The sequence below is a fragment of the Rhodococcus erythropolis NBRC 15567 genome, assembly GCF_001552595.1.
Taxonomy (GTDB): Bacteria; Actinomycetota; Actinomycetes; order Mycobacteriales; family Mycobacteriaceae; genus Rhodococcus_F; species Rhodococcus_F erythropolis.
The window spans coordinates 164,406-188,936 of record NZ_BCRM01000011.1; the positions used below are offsets into that span (position 1 = coordinate 164,406).

Below are 24,531 nucleotides of genomic sequence, written 5' to 3' on the forward strand. Positions count from 1 at the left end.
GGTGCTGCTCCGACGTAGGGCTACTGCTCGCGCAGGCGTGAATCCAGCACGGCCAGTTGAATTTTGCTGGCATCCGTGTGTACTTGACGACCTTTGTCGGTGACGTCGATGAAGACTCCGCGCCGGTCAGCCTCGCACAGTGCTCGCTGAACCAGTCCGGCCTTCTCGAGGCGGGCGACGCTGCGGGAGAGCGCACTGGGACTCAGGTACATCTCCGAAGCCAGATCCTGCATCCGTGGACGCTCACACGAGGTGTCCATGAGTCGGTCGAGGGCCTCGAAGTCGCTCATACTCAGGCCGTGCGCCGACTGCATCTGGCGATCGAGTTCGCACGCGATGTCGTTGTAGCTGGTCGACAACGAGCGCCAGGTGTTGCGCAATTCCGATTCCGACGTCACGACCGCATTCTAGTTGAAGACTCGATTACGTGCAATTGCATTAAATGCTTGTGCATTAAGTGCATGTGCATCTATTCTCGCTGACGTGACTTGCACAGACTCGACACTCAAACCATTCGATTCGCCGGAATCCCCGGGTTCTACGGAATCCACGGATCCGGCCACAGGAGAGGGCTGGTCCCTCAAGCTGTGGGGCATCCTCGCGGTGCTCTGCCTCGTGTTGTTCCTCGACGGTCTCGATGTGTCGATGGTGGGCGTCGCTCTACCGTCCATCGGCAACGAACTGGGCCTGTCCACTACTTCGCTGCAGTGGATCATCAACGGCTACGTCCTCGGATTCGGCGGCTTGTTGCTACTCGGTGGACGTACCGCCGATCTTCTCGGGCGCAGGAAGGTCTTCCTGATCGCGCTGACCGTGTTCGCAATCGCTTCGCTGGTCGGTGGCCTTGTCGACAACGGAACACTGCTGATCGCATCACGATTCGTGAAGGGACTGGCGGCGGCCTTCACTGCGCCGACTGCAATGTCCATTCTCACCACGACGTTCAAAGAGGGCCCGGCCCGTAACCGTGCGCTGTCCGTGTTCTCCGTGTTCGGCGCCAGTGGTTACTCGTCGGGCCTGATCCTGGGTGGGCTGTTGACCAGTGCCGGTTGGCGATTCACGTTCCTGATGCCGGTTCCGTTTGCCGTCATCGCGCTGATCGGTGGGTACTTCCTCATTCCGCGGGACCGTCCCGCAGATGCCGGGGGACACGACCTCGTCGGCGCCGTCACCCTGGTGACGGGAATGCTTCTCACGGTGTACACGATGGTTTCGGCTCCGACCCGTGGGTGGGCACACCCGATGACGCTGGGTTCGTTCGCCGTCGCTGCCGTGCTTCTGGCGACGTTCTTCTTCGTGGAGAAGAAGGTGGCGCATCCGCTTGTGCGACTTGGGCTTCTGCGCGTCGGCACCATCGTTCGTGCGAATCTGGCCATCATCGCGCTCTTCGGTTCCTACCTGAGCTTCCAGTTCATGATGACGATCTTCCTGCAGTCGGCCCTCGGATGGTCGCCCCTGAAGATGGCGATGGCACTGCTCCCCGCGGGCATCATCGTCGCCTTCGGATCGCCGTTCGTCGGACGGCTGGTCGACCTGTACGGCAGTGCCAAGCTCATCATCGCGGCACTGACCTCGCTCAGCGTCGGGTACCTCTGGTTCCTCTTCGCGGGCAGCGATTCACCGTCGTACGTCGTGGCGATTCTGCCGAGCGTCATCCTGCTCGGACTCGGATTCGCGTTGGGCTACACCTCGATCATGGCCCAGGCCACCTCGGGTGTCGACGACTCGGAGCAGGGTTTGGCGTCCGGGCTGGTGAACACGTCCGCTCAGGTCGGCGCGGCGCTCGTACTCGCTCTCACTACCGCCCTCGTGACCGCCGGATCGCACACCGCCTCCGGCGCCGGTACCGCCGGATTCGAACAGTTCCATCCCGGACTGATCCTGGTTACCGGAGTCGCGCTGGTGGGCTTGGCAATCACCGTCTCGCCGCTGGTACGTGGAAGGCATACCGCTGCGGATAAGGAAGAATTGGTACCTGTCGACTGACCAGACGAGAGACAGTTCAGTCGTGCAGGAGGACTTCTGCACGACTGAATTTCGTTCCGTGGGAGTGAGTGAGTTGCTGATTCCGGCACAGGGCAGTCCGTCGGACTTGACCGTTTACGAGGCGGCGGAGGCTGAGCAGAGCGGTGGCCGCGACGACCACGCGTAATGTGGAAGCGCGGTCAATACCGCCCGTGATACTTCGCGTAGACCCCTAGGGCGAAGTAGTGCCCGGCCGACGGTCCTCAAAGCCGATCTCGCGATGGTGTGGTTCTTGAAAATGTCGAACCTGTTCCCAGCGGTGAAGTTCGGATTCTTGTGGCGGCAATACCCTTCGAAGGCTCAGCTGGGGTCTCGACCTAAGTACCGTCTCAGCACCTGTGGTGAGCGTAACGTGGAACGAGCGGAGACAATCTCGCGAGATCGACCGCTCCGAAACCCTATGGGGCAAGGCCTGGCGAATTCGAGGTTGCCTCATTGGCGTCCCTACGGCCTCTGGTGATACGAACAGGGCCCTGGTGCCCTTATGGACTCCATCCCTCAGTTGGCGACGATTGACCAGGCTTCCTGCTCGCTCCGCGTTGAGATTTACCTTTGGGCGTTTCCGTATTTCGCTGCACGGACTCTGATATGCAAAGACGCGCCACGGGCCTACGGGCCGCTGTTAACGGCTCTCTTGTGATGGGCATAAGCGAAGGTGCCAGCTAGCGCGACGACCTCGCCGCCGCCGATGAATGCTCCGGCCGCAATCTGACCACCGTTGCCGCCCTCGATCAGATTGTATGAAAGGACTAGGGCAAAAACGGCGAGTCCTGCACCCAGAACCATCCCGAGGAGTTGCATTCCGTCGTAGAACCATTGGTGCTGATTCTGGCGTTTTAGCTCTTGCTTGATTACTTGACGGAAGTCTGGATCAGCAGACTGATACGCGTCGAAGGGGTCAGTATTAGCCACGCGCCTTGGCGTCCTTGATCGCACGTGCCAGTTTTTCCGACACGGCATCCATTTTATCTTCGGGTGTTAAGGCCTTTTTGGTAGGTGGCAGGATCACAAACGCATTCGTGAGTCCATGGATTAGGCTTCGCCAAACGCTCTGGCGAACCGGAACAATCGTGTCCTGCACCGTAGTTGATGTGATGATGTCACCTCCTTCGAGTTCTCGTTTGATCCGTTGAAGTCCGTACGCAGTACTCGATAGCATGGGAGCTGCGATCGAATGGGTGCTCTTTTTGACGGAATACTCGATGACCAAACGTGCCTGCCCATGCCCCATCGCGATCATTGCCTGAGACGCGTCACCGTAGATCATCACCTGTGCAGCCCTGTTCGTCACGGGTCGGCGGGCTGGGGCGGAGTTTAAAGCACCTTTGTCACTGACCGTGTCCTTCGAAGGTGCATAGAGGCGGTACTGTGCTCGACGTCCAGGGCCACTGACGGCTGAGAGAATATCGTCGTGCAACGCCCTCATTCTGTCTCCTTAAACGAGTCAAGTACGTGTCCGCCTCGGGACTCAATAAAATCATGTGATTGTTCTTCTTTTGCTAAGGCTCTCTCAACAGCCTCTTGAATTTCTACGAGATCGTTGTGATTGAGTGCCACGAACATCTCTTCGATCCGGTCGTTTACAGCGAAAGTGACCCGAGCGGAGTGTGTGACGATGGCAGAGGTTATCGGGCCGATTTCCTTATCAAAAACCGGCCTGATGTCAGTGACGATCCGGAAGTTCTGGAGCACACGCTCGTGCGTTGTGCGCAAATCGATGGTTTTGGAGAGTGCCGCGAGGGTCTTTGATTCTAGAAGGGGTGTTAGGTCCGCGTCCCCTGCCTCGTCGCCTAGGGCATCCTTAAGATCGTCGTTGACCACTCGTGCAGTAACGTCTGTGGTCGTCGCCACGAGAAAGGCCATCGCGGTCAAGGTACTAGCTAGGTACTCGTTGTCGTCTCCAAGGGTTGCGGCAAAGACTTTGCCCACGCTCCGAACGCTAGGATCCGCGTTTTGCAAGCCGTCGGCGAGCTCCTCGATGACCGAATCGGTTAGGTTCGACAACGCCACGACGGCGGGACGCTCCTCTGGCGCGATCCTAAGGTGTGCCACATCTACCTCTTTGCTTTCATCAGTCACACAAGTCACAGTGGTTGCGCACACGCTTCCACGCGCAAATGTAGCTTAGTACTCTCTTGGTGGCTCCATGATACCCGCGTGCGCCAATGTCAAATCGACGCTCCTGCGAGCTCTGGCAGTCGCTATAAAGGGGGTAACGGCATCTAGTGCCGTCGCACGGAAACGCGAGTGCCCTGGCCCAATTTTCCTGCCTCGGCGTCCCATCGATACTGCGCAGGGCGATGCCGGCGGTGAGGTGCTGGGCAACTTCCGCGAGTTACGAGGCGTGGTCGATTGAGCACGGCATCAAGCCGTCGGGTCGAATCACGAAGATCTCAACGACATGAGCCCGAGGGCAGATGCGAGGTCGGCTTCACCATTGGGCATTGAGGAGTCGGAAGTTCTCATGGTGATCAGCTGCGAGGTTCCCGGTGCAATTGCTTTAGCAAGAATTTCGGCCTGTGCGGGGAGTTTGGCCACCGACTCAGTTGGCAGTCCGAAAGTCAGTAGGTCGAAAAGAGTGCTGCGCAGACAGTTCAAGGAGTTGGCCGAACCGTTGACCGAGACCTGGACGATTCTGTCCTGCAACGGATTGCCGGTTAATGCACCGTCGGTGTCCCGAGCTGTGGGCCATGTCAGTGGTGAGGGACGAGCGTGCGTTGCGCTCGATGACACGGATTGATCAGGTACGCAAATTCGCTTCGGGTGGTGGCCAGATCGAGCATGCCGTCGCGGTTGATCCGGTTTCTATGGCCCCCTGGCGACTCGCCTGCACCGGCGAAGTTCCGCTGCCACGCGCTGCAACATTCCATCAAATACGCGTCGAGGGGTGGTATCTGCAGCTCCGTCGATCACGGCGGCCAGTACCTCATCGACCTCAAGGGGGACCGCCCACGTGACCCGCGGCGTTCAACCACCGATTGTGTTGAACCCTCGGTAAAGAGGCCGCGAAAGCGGGCTGGGGACACGCCGGTGATCACGGCTCAGCGGAATCCGCCTGCAGAGCACAAGTTACGAAGGCAACTACGTCATTGTCGACGTTCATTGGGAATCTGAATTCCCAGCCGAGCGTCTGGTGTGGTTCGACGCACCCCGCAGCCCGGGTTCTACGATCATCGTGCACCGCTAGTGATCGGACATCTGGCGCACCGACCGCCAACTCGCCGTCTCGGACGACCCCGAGGCTGATCTGCAGGTTACCCTAGGGGGACCGCTGCCCTTGAGAGTCGTTGTGGTACAACGTGAACGACCGGGACTTAGGGGAATCCTCGTCTGGTGTCTAGCTTTGCATTGAATGGTGCCATGCGCAACGATTGTCGGTACATTGCCAACATAGGCGGTTCGTGGAATTCGATGACGTTGTGCACTCACGAAGTTCGAGACCGTCGGGCACCGGCCACTTCGATAATCCTGAATCCCGCCGACTCGGAGGGTGTCGAACTTTCACGCCGCCAGGACGGCACACCGGACTCAGTTCGTCGCTTTCGGTGGATCGGGCAGATACAAGGCTGTGGCCACTGGATATGACCGTCTCAACGGCGGTTCCTGAGGGCGCGGGTTTCTTTATTTGGACCCGACCGCGTTGGCCATGGCCAACGACAACGAGATTCGCATGGTGGTCGGATCGGTTGGTCACGACTTCAATCGCAATAAGTTCCGTGCACGCTGCGGGCGGCGTTTTCGCTGGACTGCTCCAAGCCCACGGGCATCGCCGAGGTGGCCTTCAAGACCGCGGCCCCTCAACTGGCCACCGCCCCGACTCTCGCACAAGAGTCGGGGCGGCATGAGGAAGACGATTAACCCGTCGGGCGACGGTCAAGTGCGCGTCTCCGTCGCTCTGCCTGGTCCTCGGCAAATCGGTTTAGTTTGACGTGGTTGACAAGTTGGAATATTACTTGAATGCAGCCCAATAGGGACCAACAGAGTAGGGCGAACGGTATCGCGGCGATGGCCCAGACTGCTTGCCAGGGAAGCTCTGCCACCAGTGGCCAAGTGACGCACAAGGCAAGCGCCGTCAAACTGGCGAGCACCGCGACAATCACGACGATGATGTACGGCCTGAGCGTCCCAATCAGGCCACCCCGAACCTGGTTGAGCATGTCCCGGTATGCCTGACCGAAAACCCCAATGAGCACAGTCATTGCGGTCAATACGAGTGAGGCCAGACCGGCAGCGATACCCGATACGCCGCCGTAGACGCCTGCCATGGCGTCAGAAACGGTGCCACTTAGCGCTGGTGCCAGTCCTATGGCGACCCCGAGGGGTATGCCCATATAGAAGTCCCAAGACAAAAGGATCGAACCCACCGACGAAGTTGACGCACGTCGCCAGACTCGAACGGGCCAGCGCGGCGGTGCGCTAGGTACTGGTGTCGCGTTCACCACTCACAGTCTCCTCGCTAGCCGCTGTCCGCACCAGATGACTGCGGAGAGTCGATTGGTCGACTTCACCGTTTTCCTGTGCCACTAGTTCGTCATTCAACTCCTCGACACCGACACTTGTGTTGAAAGTGCTTTGGTGCTCGCCATTCTCATCCTCACGCACGCCCGTGTATCGCGCATCGCCGTATCCGCGGTCGATATGGATCTGCGTCTCTGTCAAGAATTGCGAGTTCATGTTGATCCCACGGTCGCTTTCCATCTCTACCCGCACGGTCTCGGCCTCGGCGGCCTCCATCATTTCTTTGAGGTCGTGGACACCCTGCCAGTTGGGATTTGGCTCCTTCACAACCAGGCTTACGCGCGTTACCCGCTTCACTGTGCGTAGCCATTCCTGAAGGTTGCGCGTGCCCTGACGACTTTCAATGGACCAAATCGTGTCCTTCTCTTTGCGCCCGTTGTTGAGCATCAGAGTCAGCGCTCGAATCACGGCGTCAACCGTGATGTCGGGCTTGCGATCCTGAATGTAACCGAGACGTCTGTCGAGGTGGATTGCAAATGTGGTCGTCAAGCCTCGCGCAATCGGTTCGTCGAGGAAATCCTTCTCGTCGTCATCCCACAGTTCAGCAATACCACTATGGCCCGAGAATCCGATTCGCCCCGTGAGTACGTCATCCACAACCTCGGTTCGCCCAACCCGCCATTCGCGCTTATAACTCTCGACCCGCGCCCCGCGTCGTATGGTCTCCTCGATCTCGTCTCTCGGGGTGCTGAACAGTGACTCGCTCATCGGCGGGACGAGCCTGATCGGGTAGACGCGTCCTTTGCGGGGCTTTGTAGACATGCGCAGAACTTATCTCGTCGCATTAAGTATCCCGACCAGATGGTGGGTTTTTCGTCGAACGGGCCACAGGTCCTAATTCATAACTGCTATCGAATTGCCGTAGCGGCGTAGGCCGCCCATGGCCAAAACACCACCGCCCCGGCCTCATTCGAGGACCGGGGCGGTGGCGAATATGCAGATGGCTTAGGGACAATCAGGGAACGAAACCCTCAAAAAATGCCTTGACCTGCGTCTTCGTGGTGCCCCCGGCAGGATTCGAACCTGCGACCTTTCGCTCCGGAGGCGAACGCTCTATCCCCTGAGCTACGGGGGCGCACCGAATACTCGGTGTGCCGATTGGGCTGCGTTAGCGTAGCGCATCACGGGGGGACAAGACCAAACCGGCACCCGTCTCGGCATGGCGTCGTCGCGGGAGGCAGTCGAGGATGCGGCCGGGGACCATGGTCGTCGAATCATCTGTACCGACTGACTCGGATGCTTTTTACGCCTAGGCTCGGCTCTGAGCACAGGCTCGGGCGGACTGCTCGGGCACCCTCGTGAGGTACGGGAGTCGTTGATGACCGATCACCACTATTCCGAAGACCAGCTCGCGCTCGACCTGAAGTGGTGGGCAGCGGCCAACTACCTGACCGTTGCGCAGATCTATCTGAAAGACAACACGCTTCTGCGGGAACCGTTGCGAGCCGAGCACATCAAGCCTCGACTGCTCGGGCACTGGGGGACCAGCCCTGGCCTGTCGATGATCTACACGCTCCTCAATCGGCACATCGTCGCCACTGATGCCGACTGGCTGTACGTCACCGGCCCGGGGCACGGCGGCCCGGCGCTGGTCGCGTCGACGTATCTCGAGGGAACGTATTCGGAGATCTATCCGGAAGTCTCGGACGACGCCGAGGGTATCCACCGGATGTGTCGGCGGTTCTCGGCTCCCGGCGGAGTGCCCAGCCATGTGAGTGTGCAGACACCCGGAAGCATCCATGAAGGAGGCGAGCTCGGCTACGCCCTTGCACATGCGGCCGGCGCTGCCTTCGATCATCCGAACCTCGTGGTGGCCTGTGTGATCGGCGACGGCGAAGCGGAGACCGGGCCGTTGTCCGGCTCGTGGAAGCTCCCGGCGTTCCTCAATCCACGACGCGACGGCGCGGTGTTGCCGATCCTGCACGTGAACGGCGCCAAGATCGCGGGCCCGACCGTGTACGGGCGCAGCAGCGACGAAGACATTCAGGCCTACCTCGGCGGCCAGGGGTGGGCGCCGATCGTCGTCTCCGGTGACGACCCCGACGTCGTGTTTCCTCAGTTGTATCAAGCGATCTCGCAGGCACACGAGAAGATCCGCGAGATGCAGGGTGCCGCACGCCGCGGCGACGAGTGGACGGGCTCGTGGCCGGCAATCGTCTTGCGGACGCCGAAAGGATGGACCGGTCCACACACCGTCGACGGAATCTTGGTCGAGGGCACACATCGTGCGCACCAGGTACCATTGTCCGGCGTGCGAACCAACGAATCGCATCTGCGGCAACTCGAAGAGTGGATGCGGTCGTACCGTCCGGACGAGTTGTTCGACGCCAACGGATCACTCGTCGCGGACCTGGCGGCGCTCTCGCCGGCGGGGGACAAGCGCATGGGGAGCACTCCCTACGCGAACGGTGGACGACTTCGAGTCGATCTCCCGATGCCGCCGCTCGAAAAGTATGCGCTTCCCATCCAATCCCCGGGTTCGACCTTCCACGAGACGACGCGAGTGCTCGGCGAGCTTCTGCGCGACATCTACGCCGCCACGGAAACCGAGGACAGCGGCGGGATCTTCCGACTCTTCTGTCCGGACGAGACGTCGAGCAATCGCCTCGGCGCCGTGTTCGAGACAACCGACCGCTGCTGGCAACTGCCGATCACCGACTACGACGACGGGCTGTCCGCGGACGGTCGTGTCATGGAGGTCCTCAGCGAGCACCTCTGCGAGGGGTGGCTCGAGGGTTATCTGTTGTCCGGTCGACACGGGATGTTCGCGAGCTACGAAGCATTTGCGATGGTGAGTGTGTCGATGCTCATCCAGCACGCCAAGTGGCTCCAACATGCCGTCGACCTGCCGTGGCGGGCGTCCGTCGCTTCGCTCAACGTGCTGCTGACCAGTACATGCTGGCGCAACGATCACAACGGATTCAGTCATCAGGGCCCCGGCATGATCGACGCCGTTATTCCCTTGGCACCCAGTGTGATCCGCGTGTGGCTGCCGCCGGATTCCAACACCTTGCTCTCGATCTCGGATCACTGCCTGCGTAGTACCGACCACGTCAACCTGATAGTCGTGGACAAGCAACCGCATCTGCAGTACCTCACGCTCGAGCAAGCGCACGAGCACTGTGCGGCGGGCGCTTCGGTCTGGGAATGGGCCGGAACCGAGGCTCGCGGACAGGAACCGGACGTGGTCCTGGCCGCTGCGGGAGATGTGCCGACGCAGGAGATCCTGGCTGCTGCACAGTTGCTGCGCGATCACACGCCAGAACTGATCACCCGCGTCGTCAACGTCGTCGATCTGATGGCCTTGCTGACGCCAACCGAGCATCCCCACGGATTTGGGGAGCGTGTCTTCCTCGATTTGTTCACCGCGCAGACCGACGTCGTGTTCGCATTCCACGGATACTCGCGTGCGGTGCACGAACTGATTCACGGGCGTCCGAGTCCCGAACGCTTCCACGTTCGCGGATTCAGTGAACAGGGAACAACCACAACACCGTTCGACATGGTTGTCCTCAACAAGATGAGCCGCTACCACCTGGTGATCGAGGCGCTACGACGCTCCAAGCGTCGGCCGGCCGGGGCGTCCGAGTTGGCGGAGTTCTGCCGGACACAGCTCGAAAAGCACTCGCGTTACATCGTCGAGCACCTCGAAGACATGCCGGAGGTAGAAAACTGGACCTGGTCCTGAAATTCAGGACCAGGCCCAGTTGGGTCTGAACATTCTCGGTTCAGCTCAGTGCAGTGCAGTGCAGTTCAGTTCATGGGCAGCGGCACTGCGCCGCGAGCTGCCAACATGTCGGTCATCAGCTTGGACTCGCTCTGCTGCGTGTTGACCATGGTCTGCGCCAGGCTGCGCACCGGACCCTCGGTGGCGTCGGCAGCTGCGTACTCCATCATCGGAAGCCCACCTTCGTGGTGACGAAGCATCAACTGCAGGAACAAGGTGTCGAGTTGCAGGCCTTCCGCCGCGCGGAGAGCCGCGAGGTCCTCGGGGGACGCCATGCCGGGCATGGTGTCGACCGGGCCGGAATGAGCCATGTCCATCGTGGCCGAAGTCCCGTGCGATCCGTGGCCGGAGCCCGAATCCGACGACATCCACTCCATGTACGGCCCCACCTTGGACAGCGGCTGATCCCACATGGTCAGCCACGCCTGCATTTGACCGAGCTGGTTCTGCTGCGTGGTCAAGATGTCGAACGCCAGCGTGCGCACATCGTTGTCGGTTGACTTCGTCAGGGCGATGGACGCCATGTCGACTGCCTGGCTGTGGTGCACGCTCATGTCCTGAGCGAAGCCCACGTCCACCGAATCCGATGCCGGAACGGTCAGTGACGACTTCGCATCGGGTCCGAGGAGGTTGGTCAGTGCGCCGAGGGCAAAACCGACGGCGATCGCGCCGATCAGACCGATGATCAGCAGTGCGGTGCGCTGACTCGGCTTCGAAGGCTGATCGGTGGTCTCTGAACTATTCACCGGACTATCCACCGGCGGGAATCTGCTCGTCGGTGGCCGGGGTAGCGCCCGTGCCGTCCATCTGGATGGCGTCGGCGCCCGGAGGCGTCGGATCGAACGGCGACGTCGACGGGGTGAACAGCGGGTTGGTGCAGCTCGCTCCGACCTCGGGGTAGACGTTCGGGTTCTGGTTCAACGCGGTGATGAACTGATCGATGCGATCGTCGTCGGCCTTGTCGATCTCGAGGCGATGGCCCCACGACTGCAGAGAAATGGGGCTGCTCTGGCCGGGGAACGGCGACATCAGCATGTAGGACTTGCCGTTGACGCGTCCGGCGAGGCTGTCGATCTGGTCCTGGTCGACGAGATCGGGGTTGTACGTGATCCAGATGGCGCCGTGCTCGAGCGAGTGGACGGCGTTCTCGGTGCGAATCGGGTCGGCGTACACGGTTCCGGTGCAGTTCGCCCAGGTGGCGTCGTGCGGGCCACCGAACGGCGGAGTCTGGTCGTACGCCACGCGCTGAGTGGAATCGACGTGCTGGCCGGCCGGGTACTCGATCTTGAGGACGCCGTCGATCTTGTCGGACGGATCCTTGTTCTCGGAGCTGTACTTGTACGGCTCGAGGGCCTGCCGCTCCTCGACCTTGGGCCACAGATTGATACCGAGCACGGCGATGAGTGCGAGCACAGCCACACCGGCGCCGATCGACAGCCAGGGGATCTGGCGGGGAGCGGGGACGCCGCCCTTACCCTTCTTGGCCGGCCGACTGTTCTTGTTGGCGGCCTTGATGGCCTTGGCTGATTTGGCCCCGGAGTTCTTGTTGGGACCGCGACTATCGGAACCGCTTGGCATCGATTGGGCTCTTTCGGTGTGTGGGCTTGAGGTGTGGCGCGCCCGCGCACGAAGGTACGCGGTGGTAGCTCGGGCATTACCACTGTACTTTCCGAGTCTGAGGGCAAACTTTGAGAGTGGCGTGCGACACGCCACAGCGGCCCCGCGCACGTTCACGGAGAGCGAGGCGTGAGGCGAGTCTCCACTTCCGGTGTGCAGGCAATAGGATGAATACCTGTGACTCCAGCTGACCTTGCCGAACTGCTCCGCGGAACCGCAGCGAGCGTCCTTGCCGATCGTGGCCTCGACGTATCCGTGCTGCCCGAAACCCTTACCGTCGAGCGACCACGCAACCCCGAGCACGGCGATTACGCCACCAACATTGCCATGCAGGTAGCCAAGAAGGTCGGCACTAATCCCCGCGAGCTGGCGGGCTGGATCGCCGAAGCCCTCACCGCTGCCGACGGAATCGAATCCGCCGAGATCGCCGGACCCGGCTTCCTCAACATTCGGTTGGACAAGGACGCCCAGGGCGCGATCGTCGTGTCGGTTCTCGAAGCCGGTGCGTCGTACGGCTCGGGTGACTCTCTCGCCGGCAAGAAGATCAACCTCGAATTCGTCTCGGCCAACCCCACCGGACCGATTCACCTCGGTGGAACCCGTTGGGCTGCAGTCGGAGACGCGCTCGGACGCATTCTGTCCGCGCAGGGTGGATTGGTCACACGTGAGTACTACTTCAACGATCACGGTGCCCAGATCGACCGCTTCTCGCGTTCGCTGATCGCTGCAGCGAAGGGTGAACCTGCTCCGGAAGACGGTTACGCCGGTGCATACATCGCCGACATCGCCGCCTCGGTTCTGAAGCAGCGTCCCGACGTCATGGAGCTGCCCGCCGACGAGCAGCAGGAAACCTTCCGCGCCATCGGCGTCGAATTGATGTTCACGCACATCAAGCAGACCCTCCACGACTTCGGCGTCGACTTCGACGTCTACTTCCACGAGAACTCGCTCTTCGAATCCGGTGCGGTCGAGAAGGCCGTCGAATCCCTCAAGGGTTCGGGCAACCTCTTCCACGAAGACGGTGCGTGGTGGCTCAAGAGCACCGACTACGGCGACGACAAGGACCGCGTCGTCATCAAGAGCGACGGCAACGCCGCCTACATCGCCGGTGACATCGCCTACTTCCAGAACAAGCGCGCCCGCGGGTTCGACCTCTGCATCTACATGCTCGGTGCCGACCATCACGGATACATCGGCCGTCTCAAGGCTGCCGCGGCCGCATTCGGCGACGATCCGGACACCGTCGAGGTGCTGATCGGCCAGATGGTCAACCTCGTCAAGGACGGCACTGCCGTCAAGATGAGCAAGCGCGCAGGCACCGTCATCACCCTCGACGACCTGGTCGAGGCAATCGGCGTCGACGCCTCGCGTTACGTCATGATCCGCTCGTCGGTCGACTCGAGCATCGACATCGATCTCGACCTGTGGACCAAGACCAGCAGCGAGAACCCCGTCTACTACGTCCAGTACGCGCATGCACGCCTCTCGGCGATCGCCCGCAACGCCGCGGACCTCGGTCTGTCCGCCGACGCGAGCAACCTCGCCCTGCTCACCGTCGAGCAGGAGGGTGACCTCATCCGCACGATCGGCGAGTACCCACGCGTCGTGTCGAGCGCGGCGAATCTGCGTGAGCCGCACCGTATTGCCCGCTACCTCGAAGAACTCGCGGGTGCGTACCACCGCTTCTACGGCGCGTGCCGCATCCTTCCGCAAGGCGACGAAGACGCCACCGACGTGCACCGCGCGCGTCTGGCTCTCTGCGCCGCCACCCGACAGGTCCTGGCCAACGGCCTCGAACTGCTCGGCGTCACCGCACCGGAGCAGATGTGAACGCGCACCCCGCCGGCCCCAAGCATGCCGAGCAGTTGCAGGCCCCCGGCTTGCCCGACCGTCCTGCCAGCCCCGAAGCCTTCGGTGAACTCTCACCGCAGGTGTGGCCGCGCAACGCTTCTCGCGGCGACGACGGTGAAGTGACCCTCGCGGGTGTCAAGGTCGGTGAACTTGCCGAGAAGTACGGCACCCCGCTGTTCGTCATCGACGAGGACGACTTCCGCTCGCGTTGCCGCGACATGGCCCGCGCCTTCGGCCCGGATGCCAAGGTGCACTACGCATCCAAGGCATTCCTCTGTGGCGAGATCGCACGCTGGGTCGCCGACGAAGGCCTCTCGCTCGACGTCTGCTCCGGCGGCGAACTGGCGATCGCGTTGCACGCGGACTTCCCGGCCGAGCGAATTGCCATGCACGGCAACAACAAGTCAGTCGCCGAACTGGCCGCTGGTGTCGCCGCGGGCGTCGGGCATGTCGTGCTCGACTCGGCGATCGAGATCGACCGACTCGATCGTGTCGCCGGTGAGGCCGGTGTCGTTCAGGACGTGTTGATCCGACTGACCGTCGGCGTCGAAGCGCATACCCACGAATTCATCTCCACCGCACACGAGGACCAGAAGTTCGGTTTCTCGCTGGCCGGGGGAGCCGCGATCGACGCGGTCCGTCGCGTCTTCGCTGCCGACAACTTGCGACTGGTCGGCCTGCACAGCCACATCGGTTCGCAGATCTTCGACGTCGACGGTTTCGAGGTGGCAGCGCACCGCGTGATCGGTTTGCTCCGCGACGTAGTCACCGAGTTCGGAGTCGAGAAGACCAAGCAGATTTCGATCATCGACCTCGGCGGCGGCATGGGGATCTCGTACATCCCCTCCGACGACCCGCCGCCCGTCGACGAACTGGCAGCAAAGCTCGGCCACATCGTGCGCAACGAGTCCGCACTGGCCGGATTGCCGGAGCCGACGCTTGCCGTCGAACCCGGCCGCGCCATCGCCGGACCTGGCACGGTGACGCTCTACGAGGTCGGCACCATCAAGGACGTCACGGTGGGTAGCTCGCTGACACGCCGCTACATCAGCGTCGACGGCGGGATGAGCGACAACATCCGCACGTCCCTCTACGGTGCGGAGTACGAAGCCAAGTTGGTTTCGCGAACTTCCGAGGCTGATCCCGTCGTTGCACGTATCGTCGGTAAGCACTGCGAGTCCGGTGACGTGGTCATTCGGGACACCTGGATGCCCGAGGACGTCGGGCCCGGTGATTTACTAGCGGTAGCAGCGACCGGTGCATACTGCTATTCGATGTCGAGCAGGTACAACCTGCTCACCCGCCCAGCCGTGGTGGCGGTGCGTGACGGAGTCTCACGCGTGATTCTGCGGAGGGAAACAGTGGAAGATCTGCTCAGCTTGGAGGTATCGCAGTGACGAGCGAATCGGCGCATCGCGCTATCGGTGTGGCCGTTCTCGGCCTCGGCAACGTCGGGAGCGAGGTCGTCCGGATCATTCGTGAGCAGGCCGAGGAACTCGAAGCTCGGGTCGGCGCCCCGTTGGAACTGCGGGGAGTTGCCGTCCGCCGTATCGGCTCGGACCGCGGAATTCCCGAGGAACTGCAGACGACGGACGCCGAGTCCCTGGTCGGTCGTGACGACGTCGACATCGTGGTCGAGGTGATCGGCGGAATCGAGCTCCCTCGCAAGCTGATTCTCTCTTCCCTCAACTCCGGTAAGTCGGTCGTGACCGCCAACAAGGCGCTGCTCGCGGACCACACCGGTGAATTGGCGGAGGCTGCAGAGGCCAACTCTGTCGACCTGTACTTCGAGGCCGCTGTTGCCGGTGCGATCCCCGTGATCCGCCCGCTCACACAGTCGTTGGCTGGAGACCGTGTCAACAAGGTCGCCGGAATCGTGAACGGCACCACCAACTTCATCCTCTCCGCGATGGACGAGACCGGCGCCGACTACGAAGAGACCCTCGCCGAAGCCGGACGCCTCGGATACGCGGAAGCCGACCCGACCGCGGACGTCGAAGGCTACGACGCCGCGGCGAAGGCTGCGATCCTCGCGTCGATCGCGTTCCACACCCGCGTCACTGCCGCGGACGTGTACCGCGAAGGAATCTCCACGATCACCTCCGCAGACCTGGCGTCGGCGAAGGCACTCGACTGCACGATCAAGTTGCTCTCGATCTGCGAGCGCATCGTCACGCCCAAGGGCAAGGAGCGGATTTCCGCTCGCGTGTACCCGGCGCTGGTTCCGCTCAGCCATCCGCTGGCCTCGGTCAACGGCGCGTTCAACGCCGTTGTCGTGGAAGCAGAGAACGCCGGCCGGCTCATGTTCTACGGCCAGGGCGCAGGCGGCGCCCCCACCGCTTCCGCGGTGATGGGTGACCTGGTGATGGCTGCGCGCAACAAGGTTCACGGCGGCCGCGGCCCCCGCGAGTCCAAGTACGCCAAGCTCAAGGTCGCCCCGATGGGCGACATCCTCACGCGCTACTACGTGAACATGGAGGTCGCGGACAAGGAAGGTGTGCTGTCCGCAGTCGCCGCCGAGTTCGCCAAGCACGGCGTGAGCATCTCCGTCGTCCGCCAGGAGGGCGCCGGCGCCGGCGCGCGTCTGGTGGTCGTCACTCATGTAGCAACCGACGCGGCTCTCTCCGAGACCGTGGCGGCCCTCAACGAACTCGAATTCGTCACCGCTGTGACCAGCGTGCTGCGACTGGAAGGCACTGAACAATGACCGGCATCGTCAACCCCGTCCACAAGGCATGGCCGGGTCTCATCGAGGCATACCGGGACCGTCTCGCGATCGGTGACAACTGGAAGACCGTCACCCTGCGCGAAGGCGGCACCCCGCTCCTGCCGGCCGGCCACCTCTCCGAGATCACCGGCTGCGACGTCTACCTCAAGGTCGAGGGTCTCAACCCCACCGGTTCCTTCAAGGACCGCGGCATGACGATGGCCGTCACCGACGCCTTGGCCCGTGGCCAGCGCGCAGTTCTGTGCGCGTCCACCGGCAACACCTCCGCCTCGGCCGCGGCGTATGCAGCCAAGGCAGGCATGACCTGCGCCGTGCTCATCCCGCAGGGCAAGATCGCCATGGGCAAGCTTGCACAGGCAGTCATGCACGGCGCCAAGATCATTCAGGTCCAGGGCAACTTCGACGACTGCCTCGAGCTGGCACGCAAGACCACGGCGGAATTCCCCACCATCGGTCTGGTCAACTCCGTCAACCCGGTGCGCATCGAAGGTCAGAAGACCGCGGCATTCGAGATCATGGACGTGCTCGGCAAGGCTCCCGACGTGCACGCTCTCCCGGTCGGAAACGCAGGAAACATCACCGCGTACTGGCGCGGATACTCCGAGTACTACGCGGACGGTCTGACCACGGTCAAGCCCCGCATGCTCGGCGTCCAGGCAGCCGGTGCGGCTCCGCTGGTCAACGGCGCACCCGTCAAGGACCCCGAAACCATCGCTACCGCAATCCGAATCGGTTCCCCCGCTTCCTGGAACGGCGCTGTCGCCGCGAAGGAAGAGTCGAACGGTGCATTCCGTGCCGCCACCGACGAGAAGATCCTCGAGGCTTACCGTCTGATCGCCGCCACCGAGGGCGTCTTCGTCGAACCGGCGTCGGCAGCCAGTGTCGCCGGCCTGCTCGCCGCACGTGCAGAGGGCTGGCTCGAGCCGGGTCTGACCGTCGTGTGCACGGTGACCGGTAACGGTCTCAAGGATCCTGACACGGCTTTGAAGGGTATGCCGAACGTCGAGCCGATCGGTGTCGATCCCGTTGCCGTCGCGGCTGCCCTCGAGCTTGCATAGTGTCCGTGGATTCATCGACCACTCCGCGGAATCCGGTGTCTGACATGACTATAACCCTGCCTATCGGCCTTTCGGTGACTGCTCGCGTCCCGGCCTCGAGTGCAAACTTGGGGCCGGGGTTCGACACCCTCGGTCTGGCGTTGGGGTTGTACGACGAAATCGTGGTCACCACAACGGATTCGGGCCTTCAGATTCGCGTCGAAGGTGAAGGCGCTGCCGACGTACCTTGGGGTCCTTCGCATCTCGTAGTTCGCGCTATCGAGCGCGGTCTCGAAGCGGCCGGGGTGTGGGCCAGTGGCCTGGACGTGTTGTGCCGCAACGCGATCCCGCACTCGCGCGGGTTGGGATCCTCGGCTTCTGCGGCTGTCGGCGGACTGGCAGCAGCCAACGGTCTGGCGCGCGCACTCGATGCCGAGATCGGCTTGACGGAAGAGCAGTTGGTTCAACTCTCGTCCGAGTTCGAAGGTCACCCGGACAATGCGTCTGCCAGTGTTCTCGGTGGCGCAGTCGTCTCGTGGAGTTGCCCACCGACCGTCGAAGGCGACGAGCCGATCTACTCCGCGGCGAAACTCGATGTCCATCCCGACATCCGTGCTGTGGCACTGGTTCCCGAGGAGCGGTCGTCCACCGCACACACTCGCGGCCTCCTGCCCGAATTGGTTCCGCACCAGGATGCCTCGTTCAACGCGAGCCGCAGCGCGCTGGCCGTCGTTGCGCTCACTGCTCGGCCCGATCTGTTGATGGCAGCCACCGAGGATCGCCTGCATCAGGCACAGCGCGCACCCGCACTTCCGCTCACGACGCGATGGATCGGGATCTTGCGCGAGGCGGGCATTGCTGCGACCGTTTCGGGAGCAGGCCCCACCGTGTTGGCGCTCAGCACAGAACCTTTCCCCGTCGAGCTCGCCGAAGCGGCGCGGGCAGACGGACTACGTGTGCTCGAATTGGACATCGCCGACGGCGTCGAAGTATCCACGACGACTGTCTGATCCCTGCCTTGGTCCTGGTGATCGCCCACTACCGATCGGTAGTGAACTGACACACCCAGTCGTCCAAATTCTTGCCGGACTCAGGTTTGGACGCTATCCTGGGCTATGTCCGTACATCGTGCGCGTCAGTCGCCGGTGCATCACCAGGGGGCAAAACTCCTTCCCAATCGGGGTCCACAGTCCTTGGCATGATTCTCGCAGGCATGATTCTCACGCTTGTACCTTCTCCGAAGGTTTGAATCCTCCGCGGATCGAACACTCAGAGGTTCCATATCTCTGGGGTTCAACACACGGGGGAGTGAATCGTCGACGAAGGCGCGTTGGGCAGGTTTGCGAGCGCATGAAAAGTTTGAGGCGAGAGTTTCCGACAATCATGTGACGGCGGACAAGCCGGCAGTTCTGGACAGCAACCACGTACGGCACCACCGAGTTCGGTATTCAATCGAACTGCGGGACGAACCCTCGACTTTGCGCAGTGCGAGTGAGGGAAGGAAAGGACCTCCGTGACCGATACGGACCTCATCGCCACTTCTGCACCCGCCGGGTCGGAATCAGGCGACAATTCTCAGGCGTCATCTTCAGCATCGAACGGTGCGGTGGCGACCTCCACGAAGCGTGCCGAGACGCGCCGTGGTGCCGGACTCTCCGGCATGGTGCTCACCGAACTCCGCACTCTTGCGGGTGAACTGGGCATCAAAGGCACTTCCGGCATGCGCAAGGGCGACCTGATCGCAGCCATCAAGGAGCGCCAGGGCGGCAGCGCAAAGGCTGCACCCGCACAGAGCGAACTCACTCTCGACGACGCACCCGTTGCGCGCACTCGTGCCAAGAGCACCCGCGCCGCACGCACCGAAACCCCCGCAGCCGAAACGGCTCCCGCGGCAGAATCCGCTCCTGCCGAGGCAGCGCCTGCGCGTACCGAATCCGCCGAGGATTCCGATCAGAGCGCACCCCGTCGTGGACGTCAGCGTCGCGGCGCCGCTCGTCGTGCAGGTTCACCCGACCAGGGTGAACTGAGCATCGAGCAGGACACTCCTTCGGCAAAGTCCGACGCGGACACCTCGAAGGCCGCCGATACCTCGAAGGTTGCCGAGACCGCCAAGGCTGAGGCCCCGGCCGAGCGTCCTGCGCGCACCGAGGGCAAGTCCGACGCTGATCAGGCTCCCGCCGAGCAGGGCAACGAGCGTCCCCGCCGCGAGCGCAACCGGGACAATCAGGGCCAGCGAGACAACCAGGGCCAGCGCGAGAACCAGGGCCAGCGCGAGAACCAGGGCAACCGGGGCAACCAGGATCGCCAGGATCGCCAGGACCGTCAGGATCGCGGCAACCAGAACAACGCCGGCCAGAACAACGCCGGTCCGCGTACGGACAACCGCAACAACGGACCGGACGACGACGAAGAGGGTGGACGCGGACGCCGCGGACGCCGTTTCCGCGAGCGCCGTGGCCGTGGTCGCGACCGCGGTGAGGGTGGCGCACCCAACGATTCGCGCGAGACCGAAATCCGCGAGGACGACGTCCTTCAGCCGGTCGCCGGCATCCTCGACGTCCTCGACAATTACGCCTTCGTGCGTACGTCCGGGTACCTCGCCGGTCCCAACGACGTCTACGTCTCCATGAACCTGATCCGCAAGAACGGCCTTCGCCGTGGCGACGCCATCACCGGTGCCGTCCGCGTCTCGCGTGACGGTGAGCAGGGCAGCCAGCGTCAGAAGTTCAACCCGCTGGTCCGCATCGACACGGTCAACGGCGGCGACGTCGAGGCCGCGAAGAAGCGCCCCGAGTTCAACAAGCTCACGCCGCTGTACCCGAACCAGCGTCTGCGCCTCGAGACCGAGCAGCACATTCTCACCACGCGTGTCATCGACCTGGTGATGCCCATCGGTAAGGGCCAGCGCGCCCTCATCGTGAGCCCGCCCAAGGCCGGTAAGACCAGCGTGTTGCAGGCGATCGCGAATGCCGTCGCTACCAACAATCCTGAGTGCTACCTGATGGTCATCCTCGTGGACGAGCGTCCCGAGGAAGTGACCGACATGCAGCGCAGCGTGAAGGGTGAGGTCATTTCCTCCACCTTCGACCGCCCGCCGGGAGATCACACCGCAGTTGCCGAGCTGGCAATCGAGCGTGCGAAGCGCCTGGTCGAGATGGGTAAGGACGTCGTCGTACTGCTCGACTCCATCACGCGTCTGGGTCGTGCGTACAACAACTCCTCGCCGGCGTCCGGACGCATCCTCTCCGGTGGTGTCGACTCGACGGCGCTCTATCCGCCGAAGCGTTTCCTCGGCGCTGCCCGCAACATCGAGAACGGCGGATCGCTCACCATCATCGCCACCGCGATGGTCGAGACCGGATCCACCGGCGACACCGTGATCTTCGAAGAGTTCAAGGGCACCGGCAACGCCGAGCTCAAGCTCGATCGAAAGATCGCCGAACGCCGCGTGTTCCCGGCCGTGGACGTCAACCCGTCCAGCACGCGTAAGGACGAGCTGCTCCTGAGCCCGGACGAAGCTGCTGTGCTGCACAAGCTCCGCCGCGTCCTGTCCGGTCTGGACTCGCATCAGGCCATCGATCTGCTGATCGATCGACTGAAGAAGAGCAAGAACAACCTCGAGTTCCTGATGCAGGTCTCCAAGACCGCACCGGGTGCGATCGACGACTGATCGACTCGACGTCAAAAGGTCCACAACCAGCTGGTTGTGGGCCTTTTGCGTGGGCGGAACAAAACCGAGGGGCAGTGCGTTGACAACTTCGTACAGCCACCCCGAGGCGTGCGAGACGCGGATTATCTGGTGAGGTACCGCATCTGGCATACTGAACGGCCGAGTCCGGTTCCGGTTCACGATGTCGATTGGCGACGTCGACCCGGCGACCATTGAAAGGGACACCATGAAGGCAGGAATCCACCCAACCTACGTAGCGACCACCGTCGTCTGCGGTTGCGGTAACACGTTCGAGACCCACAGCACCAAGGAGTCCGGACGCATCAACGTCGAGGTTTGCTCGCAGTGCCACCCGTTCTACACGGGCAAGCAGAAGATTCTCGACACCGGTGGACGCGTCGCTCGCTTCGAGGCTCGCTACGGCAAGCGCGCAGACAGCAAGGTCCCGGCCACCGAGTCCTAGCTGTTCCGCCGACGCCCGATCTGCCATGCGCAGATCGGGCGTCGGCTTTTTTGTGCCTGCACTCGGTTTGCGCGTTTCCCGGGTCCCGGCGTCGAAATACCTTCAAGCGCGCACCGTAGGAATCGAAACTCAGAGCGGAGCGAACCATGGCAGGCGCAACCCAGCCCTCGGCCATCGACGACATCTTGGCGGAGCACGCCGGTCTCGAAGCGCAGATGTCCGATCCGGCGCTGCACAACGACCCTGCCGCTGCCAGGCGCGTCGGTAAGCGGTTCTCCGAGCTCTCGCCGATCATGTCGACGTACAACAAGCTCACGGCTGCGCAGGACGATCTGGAAGCTGCGCGCGAACTCGCCGCCGACGATTCCAGCTTCGCCGCCGAGATCCCCGATCTCGAAGCCGAGGTCGCGCAGCTCGAGCAGACGCTTACCGATCAGTTGGCGCCGCGTGATCCGCATGACGGTGACGACATCGTTCTCGAAGTGAAGTCCGGTGAGGGCGGCGAAGAATCCGCGCTCTTCGCCTCGGACCTGGCCCGCATGTACGTCCGCTATGCGGAACGGCACGGCTGGCGCGTCGAGATCCTCGACGCGACGGTCTCCGATCTCGGCGGATACAAGGAAGCAACGCTGTCGATCAAGAGCAAGTCAGACACCCCGGACGGAGTTTGGGCGAGGCTGAAGTTCGAGGGCGGTGTTCACCGCGTCCAGCGAGTGCCCGTCACCGAATCCCAGGGACGCGTTCACACTTCGGCCGCCGGCGTTCTGGTCTACCCGGAGCCGGAAGAGGTCGAGCAGGTCCAGATCGACGAGAGTGACCTGCGTATCGACGTCTACCGTTCGTCCGGCAAGGGCGGTCAGGGCGTCAACACCACGGACTCCGCGGTTCGAATCACGCACCTTCCGACCGGCATCGTCGTCACCTGCCAGAACGAGCGCTCGCAGCTCCAGAACAAGGCGCGTGCCATGCAGGTGCTTGCAGCCCGTTTGCAGGTAGTCGCCGAGGAAGCCGCGGACGCAGAAGCGTCGGCAGGTCGCCAGAGTCAGGTTCGGACGGTGGACCGCTCGGAGCGCATCCGCACCTACAACTTCCCTGAGAACCGCATCACCGATCATCGCATCGGATTCAAGTCGCACAACCTCGACGCGGTGCTCGACGGTGAGCTCGACGCACTTCTCGACGCATTGGGCAAGGCGGACCGAGAGGCGCGTCTCGCGGCCGAGTAGATGCAGACCATGACTGACCTCCATCCCGCCGGGAACTCGGTGAACCGCGTGTCGGTCGAGCGTGGCAGGCTGTACCCGTGAGTCGACTTCCACTTCGTTTGGCGCTGATCGAAGCTGCAAAACAGCTCGACGCCGCAGGTGTGCCCAGCCCACGCACCGACGCCGAGTTGTTGGCATCCCACCTGCTCGGCGTCGAACGCACGCGTCTCGGGCTGATTCCGTTGGTCGATCCCGAGGTCATCGCGGCGTTCGACGAGTTGGTTGCGCAACGCGTGAAGCGGATTCCGTTGCAGCACATCATCGGAGTCGCATCGATGGGCAACATCGACGTCGCTGTCGGTCCGGGTGTCTTCATTCCGCGGCCCGAAACCGAATTGCTCATGGGTTGGGCGCTCTCGTTCCTCGAAGGTTGCGGAAGCAAGCCGCCGGTAGTTCTGGACCTGTGCACGGGATCGGGTGTACTCGCGCTGTCCATCGCCGAGGCCCGTCCAGACGCCGTCGTTCACGCCGTGGAGAAAGAGCCCGCCGCGTTGGCATGGGCGCGTCGTAACGCTGCCGACCGCGAGGCCGCCGGTGATACACCGATCCATCTGCATCAGGGCGATGTCACCGATCGGAACCTGTTGCCAGGGCTCGAGGGCGGCGTCGATCTGGTCGTGTCCAATCCGCCGTACATCCCCGAAGGCGCGCAATTGCAGCCTGAGGTCATGGATTACGACCCGCACACCGCGTTGTTCGGTGGCACCGACGGTCTGTCCGTCATCAAACCCATGATCAGCAACATCGCGAGGTGGCTTCGAATCGGCGGCGCGGCAGGCATCGAGCACGACGACACCAACGGCGACGGCGTCGCTGCGCTGTTCTCGGCGCGCCGGGTGTTCGGCGACGTTGCGCAGCATCCCGATCTTGCCGGTCGTCCGCGTTTCGTCGTCGCCAGACGTGTCGCCACCGACGTCGAAGCGCAGCGGAATCGAACGCCCGAAGTGCAGAGTGAAAGGATGGCTGAGTGAGCACCGTGTACGACTGCAGTCAGACAGATTCCCGAACCGCAGGCTTGGCCGCCGCGAAGAACGCGCTCAAGGCCGGCCGACTCGTAGTTCTCCCTACCGACACCCTTTACGGACTCGCCGCGGACGCGTTCGACAGCGAAGCTGTCACGAGTCTGTTGCGTGCCAAGGGGCGCGGCCGGGACATGCCCGTCCCGGTACTGGTCGGATCGTGGAACACCATCGACGGGCTCGTCTACAGCGTGCGCCCCCAGGCCCGGGATCTGATCCGCGCGTTCTGGCCCGGCGGACTGAGCTTGGTCGTCGAGCAGGCGCCTTCACTTGCCTGGGACCTCGGTGATACCCGCGGAACCGTCATGCTCCGCATGCCCTTGCACCCGGTTGCTCTCGAACTGTTGCGCGATGTCGGACCGCTTGCCGTCTCGAGCGCCAACATTTCGGGGCGTCCGCCGGCAACTACCGTCGAGGAAGCCCGAGATCAGCTCGGCGGATCTGCCAGCGTGTACCTCGACGGAGGCAAGGCAGAACACGCCGTTGCTTCCACGATCGTCGACCTGACCGGCAATTCACCGCGTATCTTGCGAGTGGGTGCCGTCTCGGCAGAATCCATCGCCGAGGTATTGGGCACCAGTCCGGAAAGCCTCGTAGAGGGAGTTTCGTAA

The 24,531-nt window shown here is 62.7% G+C and carries 20 protein-coding genes, 1 tRNA gene and 1 pseudogene; 13 read left to right on the forward strand and 9 right to left on the reverse strand.

Annotation, left to right across the window (positions count from 1 at the left end):
• Nucleotides 1-20: 20 nt before the first annotated feature.
• On the reverse strand, nucleotides 21-398 hold the full coding sequence (locus RE4_RS17035) for a MarR family winged helix-turn-helix transcriptional regulator (RefSeq protein ID WP_019749191.1): 378 nt from the start codon (nucleotides 396-398) through the stop codon (nucleotides 21-23).
• An 85-nt stretch (nucleotides 399-483) separates the two neighbouring features.
• Here RE4_RS17035 and RE4_RS17040 point away from each other — a divergent pair, with 85 nt between their 5' ends.
• Nucleotides 484-1,986 (forward strand): MFS transporter, encoded by a 1,503-nt coding sequence (locus RE4_RS17040; protein WP_060939015.1) that lies wholly within the window; start codon nucleotides 484-486, stop codon nucleotides 1,984-1,986.
• A gap of 648 nt (nucleotides 1,987-2,634) precedes the next feature.
• Here the strand turns inward: RE4_RS17040 and RE4_RS17045 are convergent.
• The 3 genes from RE4_RS17045 to RE4_RS17055 are packed head-to-tail and all read right to left on the reverse strand — an operon-like array spanning nucleotide 2,635 to nucleotide 4,104.
• Nucleotides 2,635-2,937: a hypothetical protein gene (locus tag RE4_RS17045; protein ID WP_024488244.1), complete on the reverse strand. Its 303-nt coding sequence runs from the start codon at nucleotides 2,935-2,937 to the stop codon at nucleotides 2,635-2,637.
• The gene (locus RE4_RS17050; protein WP_127160002.1) at nucleotides 2,930-3,451 is read right to left on the reverse strand and encodes a hypothetical protein; all 522 of its coding nucleotides are present in this window, start codon (nucleotides 3,449-3,451) and stop codon (nucleotides 2,930-2,932) included. The genes RE4_RS17045 and RE4_RS17050 overlap by 8 nt, the downstream gene beginning before the upstream one ends.
• Nucleotides 3,448-4,104, reverse strand: coding sequence for a hypothetical protein (locus RE4_RS17055; RefSeq protein WP_060939016.1), 657 nt, complete (start codon nucleotides 4,102-4,104; stop codon nucleotides 3,448-3,450). Before RE4_RS17055 ends, RE4_RS17050 begins: the two co-directional genes overlap by 4 nt.
• Before the next feature lie 961 nt (nucleotides 4,105-5,065).
• On the opposite strand from RE4_RS17055, the pseudogene RE4_RS31615 reads away from it, so the two are divergent.
• Nucleotides 5,066-5,278, forward strand: a pseudogene (locus tag RE4_RS31615) (aromatic ring hydroxylase); the annotation flags it as partial.
• A gap of 601 nt (nucleotides 5,279-5,879) precedes the next feature.
• Here the strand turns inward: RE4_RS31615 and RE4_RS17065 are convergent.
• The 3 genes from RE4_RS17065 to RE4_RS17075 form a co-directional block, all read right to left on the reverse strand.
• Nucleotides 5,880-6,290, reverse strand: coding sequence for a hypothetical protein (locus RE4_RS17065; RefSeq protein ID WP_127160001.1), 411 nt, complete (start codon nucleotides 6,288-6,290; stop codon nucleotides 5,880-5,882).
• A 151-nt stretch (nucleotides 6,291-6,441) separates the two neighbouring features.
• Entirely contained in the window at nucleotides 6,442-7,305 is an 864-nt protein-coding gene (locus RE4_RS17070) for a DUF4747 family protein (protein ID WP_060939017.1), read from the reverse strand.
• Between the two features lie 237 nt (nucleotides 7,306-7,542).
• A tRNA-Arg gene (locus RE4_RS17075) sits at nucleotides 7,543-7,618 on the reverse strand.
• A 243-nt stretch (nucleotides 7,619-7,861) separates the two neighbouring features.
• Between RE4_RS17075 and RE4_RS17080 the strand changes: the two genes are divergently transcribed.
• Nucleotides 7,862-10,231: a phosphoketolase family protein gene (locus RE4_RS17080; RefSeq protein ID WP_060939018.1), complete on the forward strand. Its 2,370-nt coding sequence runs from the start codon at nucleotides 7,862-7,864 to the stop codon at nucleotides 10,229-10,231.
• Between the two features lie 65 nt (nucleotides 10,232-10,296).
• Here RE4_RS17080 and RE4_RS17085 read toward each other — a convergent pair whose 3' ends face one another.
• Both RE4_RS17085 and RE4_RS17090 read right to left on the reverse strand, forming a co-directional pair.
• The gene (locus tag RE4_RS17085; protein ID WP_019749185.1) at nucleotides 10,297-11,016 is read right to left on the reverse strand and encodes a DUF305 domain-containing protein; all 720 of its coding nucleotides are present in this window, start codon (nucleotides 11,014-11,016) and stop codon (nucleotides 10,297-10,299) included.
• Between the two features lie 4 nt (nucleotides 11,017-11,020).
• Nucleotides 11,021-11,848: a thioredoxin-like domain-containing protein gene (locus RE4_RS17090; RefSeq protein WP_021334274.1), complete on the reverse strand. Its 828-nt coding sequence runs from the start codon at nucleotides 11,846-11,848 to the stop codon at nucleotides 11,021-11,023.
• Between the two features lie 216 nt (nucleotides 11,849-12,064).
• Here RE4_RS17090 and argS point away from each other — a divergent pair, with 216 nt between their 5' ends.
• The 10 genes from argS to RE4_RS17140 all read left to right on the forward strand — a co-directional run bounded on the left by argS (nucleotide 12,065) and on the right by RE4_RS17140 (nucleotide 24,531).
• Complete coding sequence (gene argS, locus RE4_RS17095; protein WP_019749183.1) at nucleotides 12,065-13,717, forward strand: arginine--tRNA ligase; 1,653 nt, start codon at nucleotides 12,065-12,067, stop codon at nucleotides 13,715-13,717.
• Complete coding sequence (gene lysA / locus RE4_RS17100) at nucleotides 13,714-15,135, forward strand: diaminopimelate decarboxylase (protein ID WP_019749182.1); 1,422 nt, start codon at nucleotides 13,714-13,716, stop codon at nucleotides 15,133-15,135. Before argS ends, lysA begins: the two co-directional genes overlap by 4 nt.
• Nucleotides 15,132-16,445, forward strand: coding sequence for a homoserine dehydrogenase (locus RE4_RS17105; protein ID WP_007726192.1), 1,314 nt, complete (start codon nucleotides 15,132-15,134; stop codon nucleotides 16,443-16,445). The genes lysA and RE4_RS17105 overlap by 4 nt, the downstream gene beginning before the upstream one ends.
• Nucleotides 16,442-17,524, forward strand: coding sequence for a threonine synthase (gene thrC, locus RE4_RS17110; protein WP_003941280.1), 1,083 nt, complete (start codon nucleotides 16,442-16,444; stop codon nucleotides 17,522-17,524). The genes RE4_RS17105 and thrC overlap by 4 nt, the downstream gene beginning before the upstream one ends.
• A gap of 44 nt (nucleotides 17,525-17,568) precedes the next feature.
• Nucleotides 17,569-18,513, forward strand: coding sequence for a homoserine kinase (gene thrB, locus RE4_RS17115; RefSeq protein ID WP_060939019.1), 945 nt, complete (start codon nucleotides 17,569-17,571; stop codon nucleotides 18,511-18,513).
• A 503-nt stretch (nucleotides 18,514-19,016) separates the two neighbouring features.
• Entirely contained in the window at nucleotides 19,017-21,173 is a 2,157-nt protein-coding gene (gene rho, locus RE4_RS17120) for a transcription termination factor Rho (protein ID WP_060939020.1), read from the forward strand.
• A gap of 226 nt (nucleotides 21,174-21,399) precedes the next feature.
• A complete protein-coding gene (rpmE, locus tag RE4_RS17125; protein ID WP_003941310.1) occupies nucleotides 21,400-21,636 on the forward strand; it encodes a 50S ribosomal protein L31 in 237 nt (78 codons plus the stop codon).
• 146 nt (nucleotides 21,637-21,782) lie between these two features.
• Nucleotides 21,783-22,862, forward strand: coding sequence for a peptide chain release factor 1 (gene prfA, locus RE4_RS17130; RefSeq protein WP_003941341.1), 1,080 nt, complete (start codon nucleotides 21,783-21,785; stop codon nucleotides 22,860-22,862).
• Nucleotides 22,863-22,939: 77 nt separating this feature from the next.
• Nucleotides 22,940-23,872, forward strand: a complete 933-nt coding sequence (gene prmC / locus RE4_RS17135; RefSeq protein WP_046378806.1) for a peptide chain release factor N(5)-glutamine methyltransferase — start codon at nucleotides 22,940-22,942, stop codon at nucleotides 23,870-23,872.
• Nucleotides 23,869-24,531 (forward strand): L-threonylcarbamoyladenylate synthase, encoded by a 663-nt coding sequence (locus RE4_RS17140; RefSeq protein WP_003941345.1) that lies wholly within the window; start codon nucleotides 23,869-23,871, stop codon nucleotides 24,529-24,531. The genes prmC and RE4_RS17140 overlap by 4 nt, the downstream gene beginning before the upstream one ends.

Bases quoted from the DNA above. Each gene is read 5' to 3' on its own strand.
- prfA (WP_003941341.1), top strand. From the start codon at position 21,783: ATGGCAGGCGCAACCCAGCCCTCGGCCATCGACGACATCTTGGCGGAG.
- RE4_RS17080 (WP_060939018.1), top strand. From the start codon at position 7,862: ATGACCGATCACCACTATTCCGAAGACCAGCTCGCGCTCGACCTGAAG.
- thrB (WP_060939019.1), top strand. From the start codon at position 17,569: ATGACTATAACCCTGCCTATCGGCCTTTCGGTGACTGCTCGCGTCCCG.
- RE4_RS17065 (WP_127160001.1), bottom strand. From the start codon at position 6,290: ATGGCAGGCGTCTACGGCGGCGTATCGGGTATCGCTGCCGGTCTGGCC.
- RE4_RS17090 (WP_021334274.1), bottom strand. From the start codon at position 11,848: ATGCCAAGCGGTTCCGATAGTCGCGGTCCCAACAAGAACTCCGGGGCC.
- RE4_RS17050 (WP_127160002.1), bottom strand. From the start codon at position 3,451: ATGAGGGCGTTGCACGACGATATTCTCTCAGCCGTCAGTGGCCCTGGA.
- RE4_RS17070 (WP_060939017.1), bottom strand. From the start codon at position 7,305: ATGTCTACAAAGCCCCGCAAAGGACGCGTCTACCCGATCAGGCTCGTC.
- thrC (WP_003941280.1), top strand. From the start codon at position 16,442: ATGACCGGCATCGTCAACCCCGTCCACAAGGCATGGCCGGGTCTCATC.
- rpmE (WP_003941310.1), top strand. From the start codon at position 21,400: ATGAAGGCAGGAATCCACCCAACCTACGTAGCGACCACCGTCGTCTGC.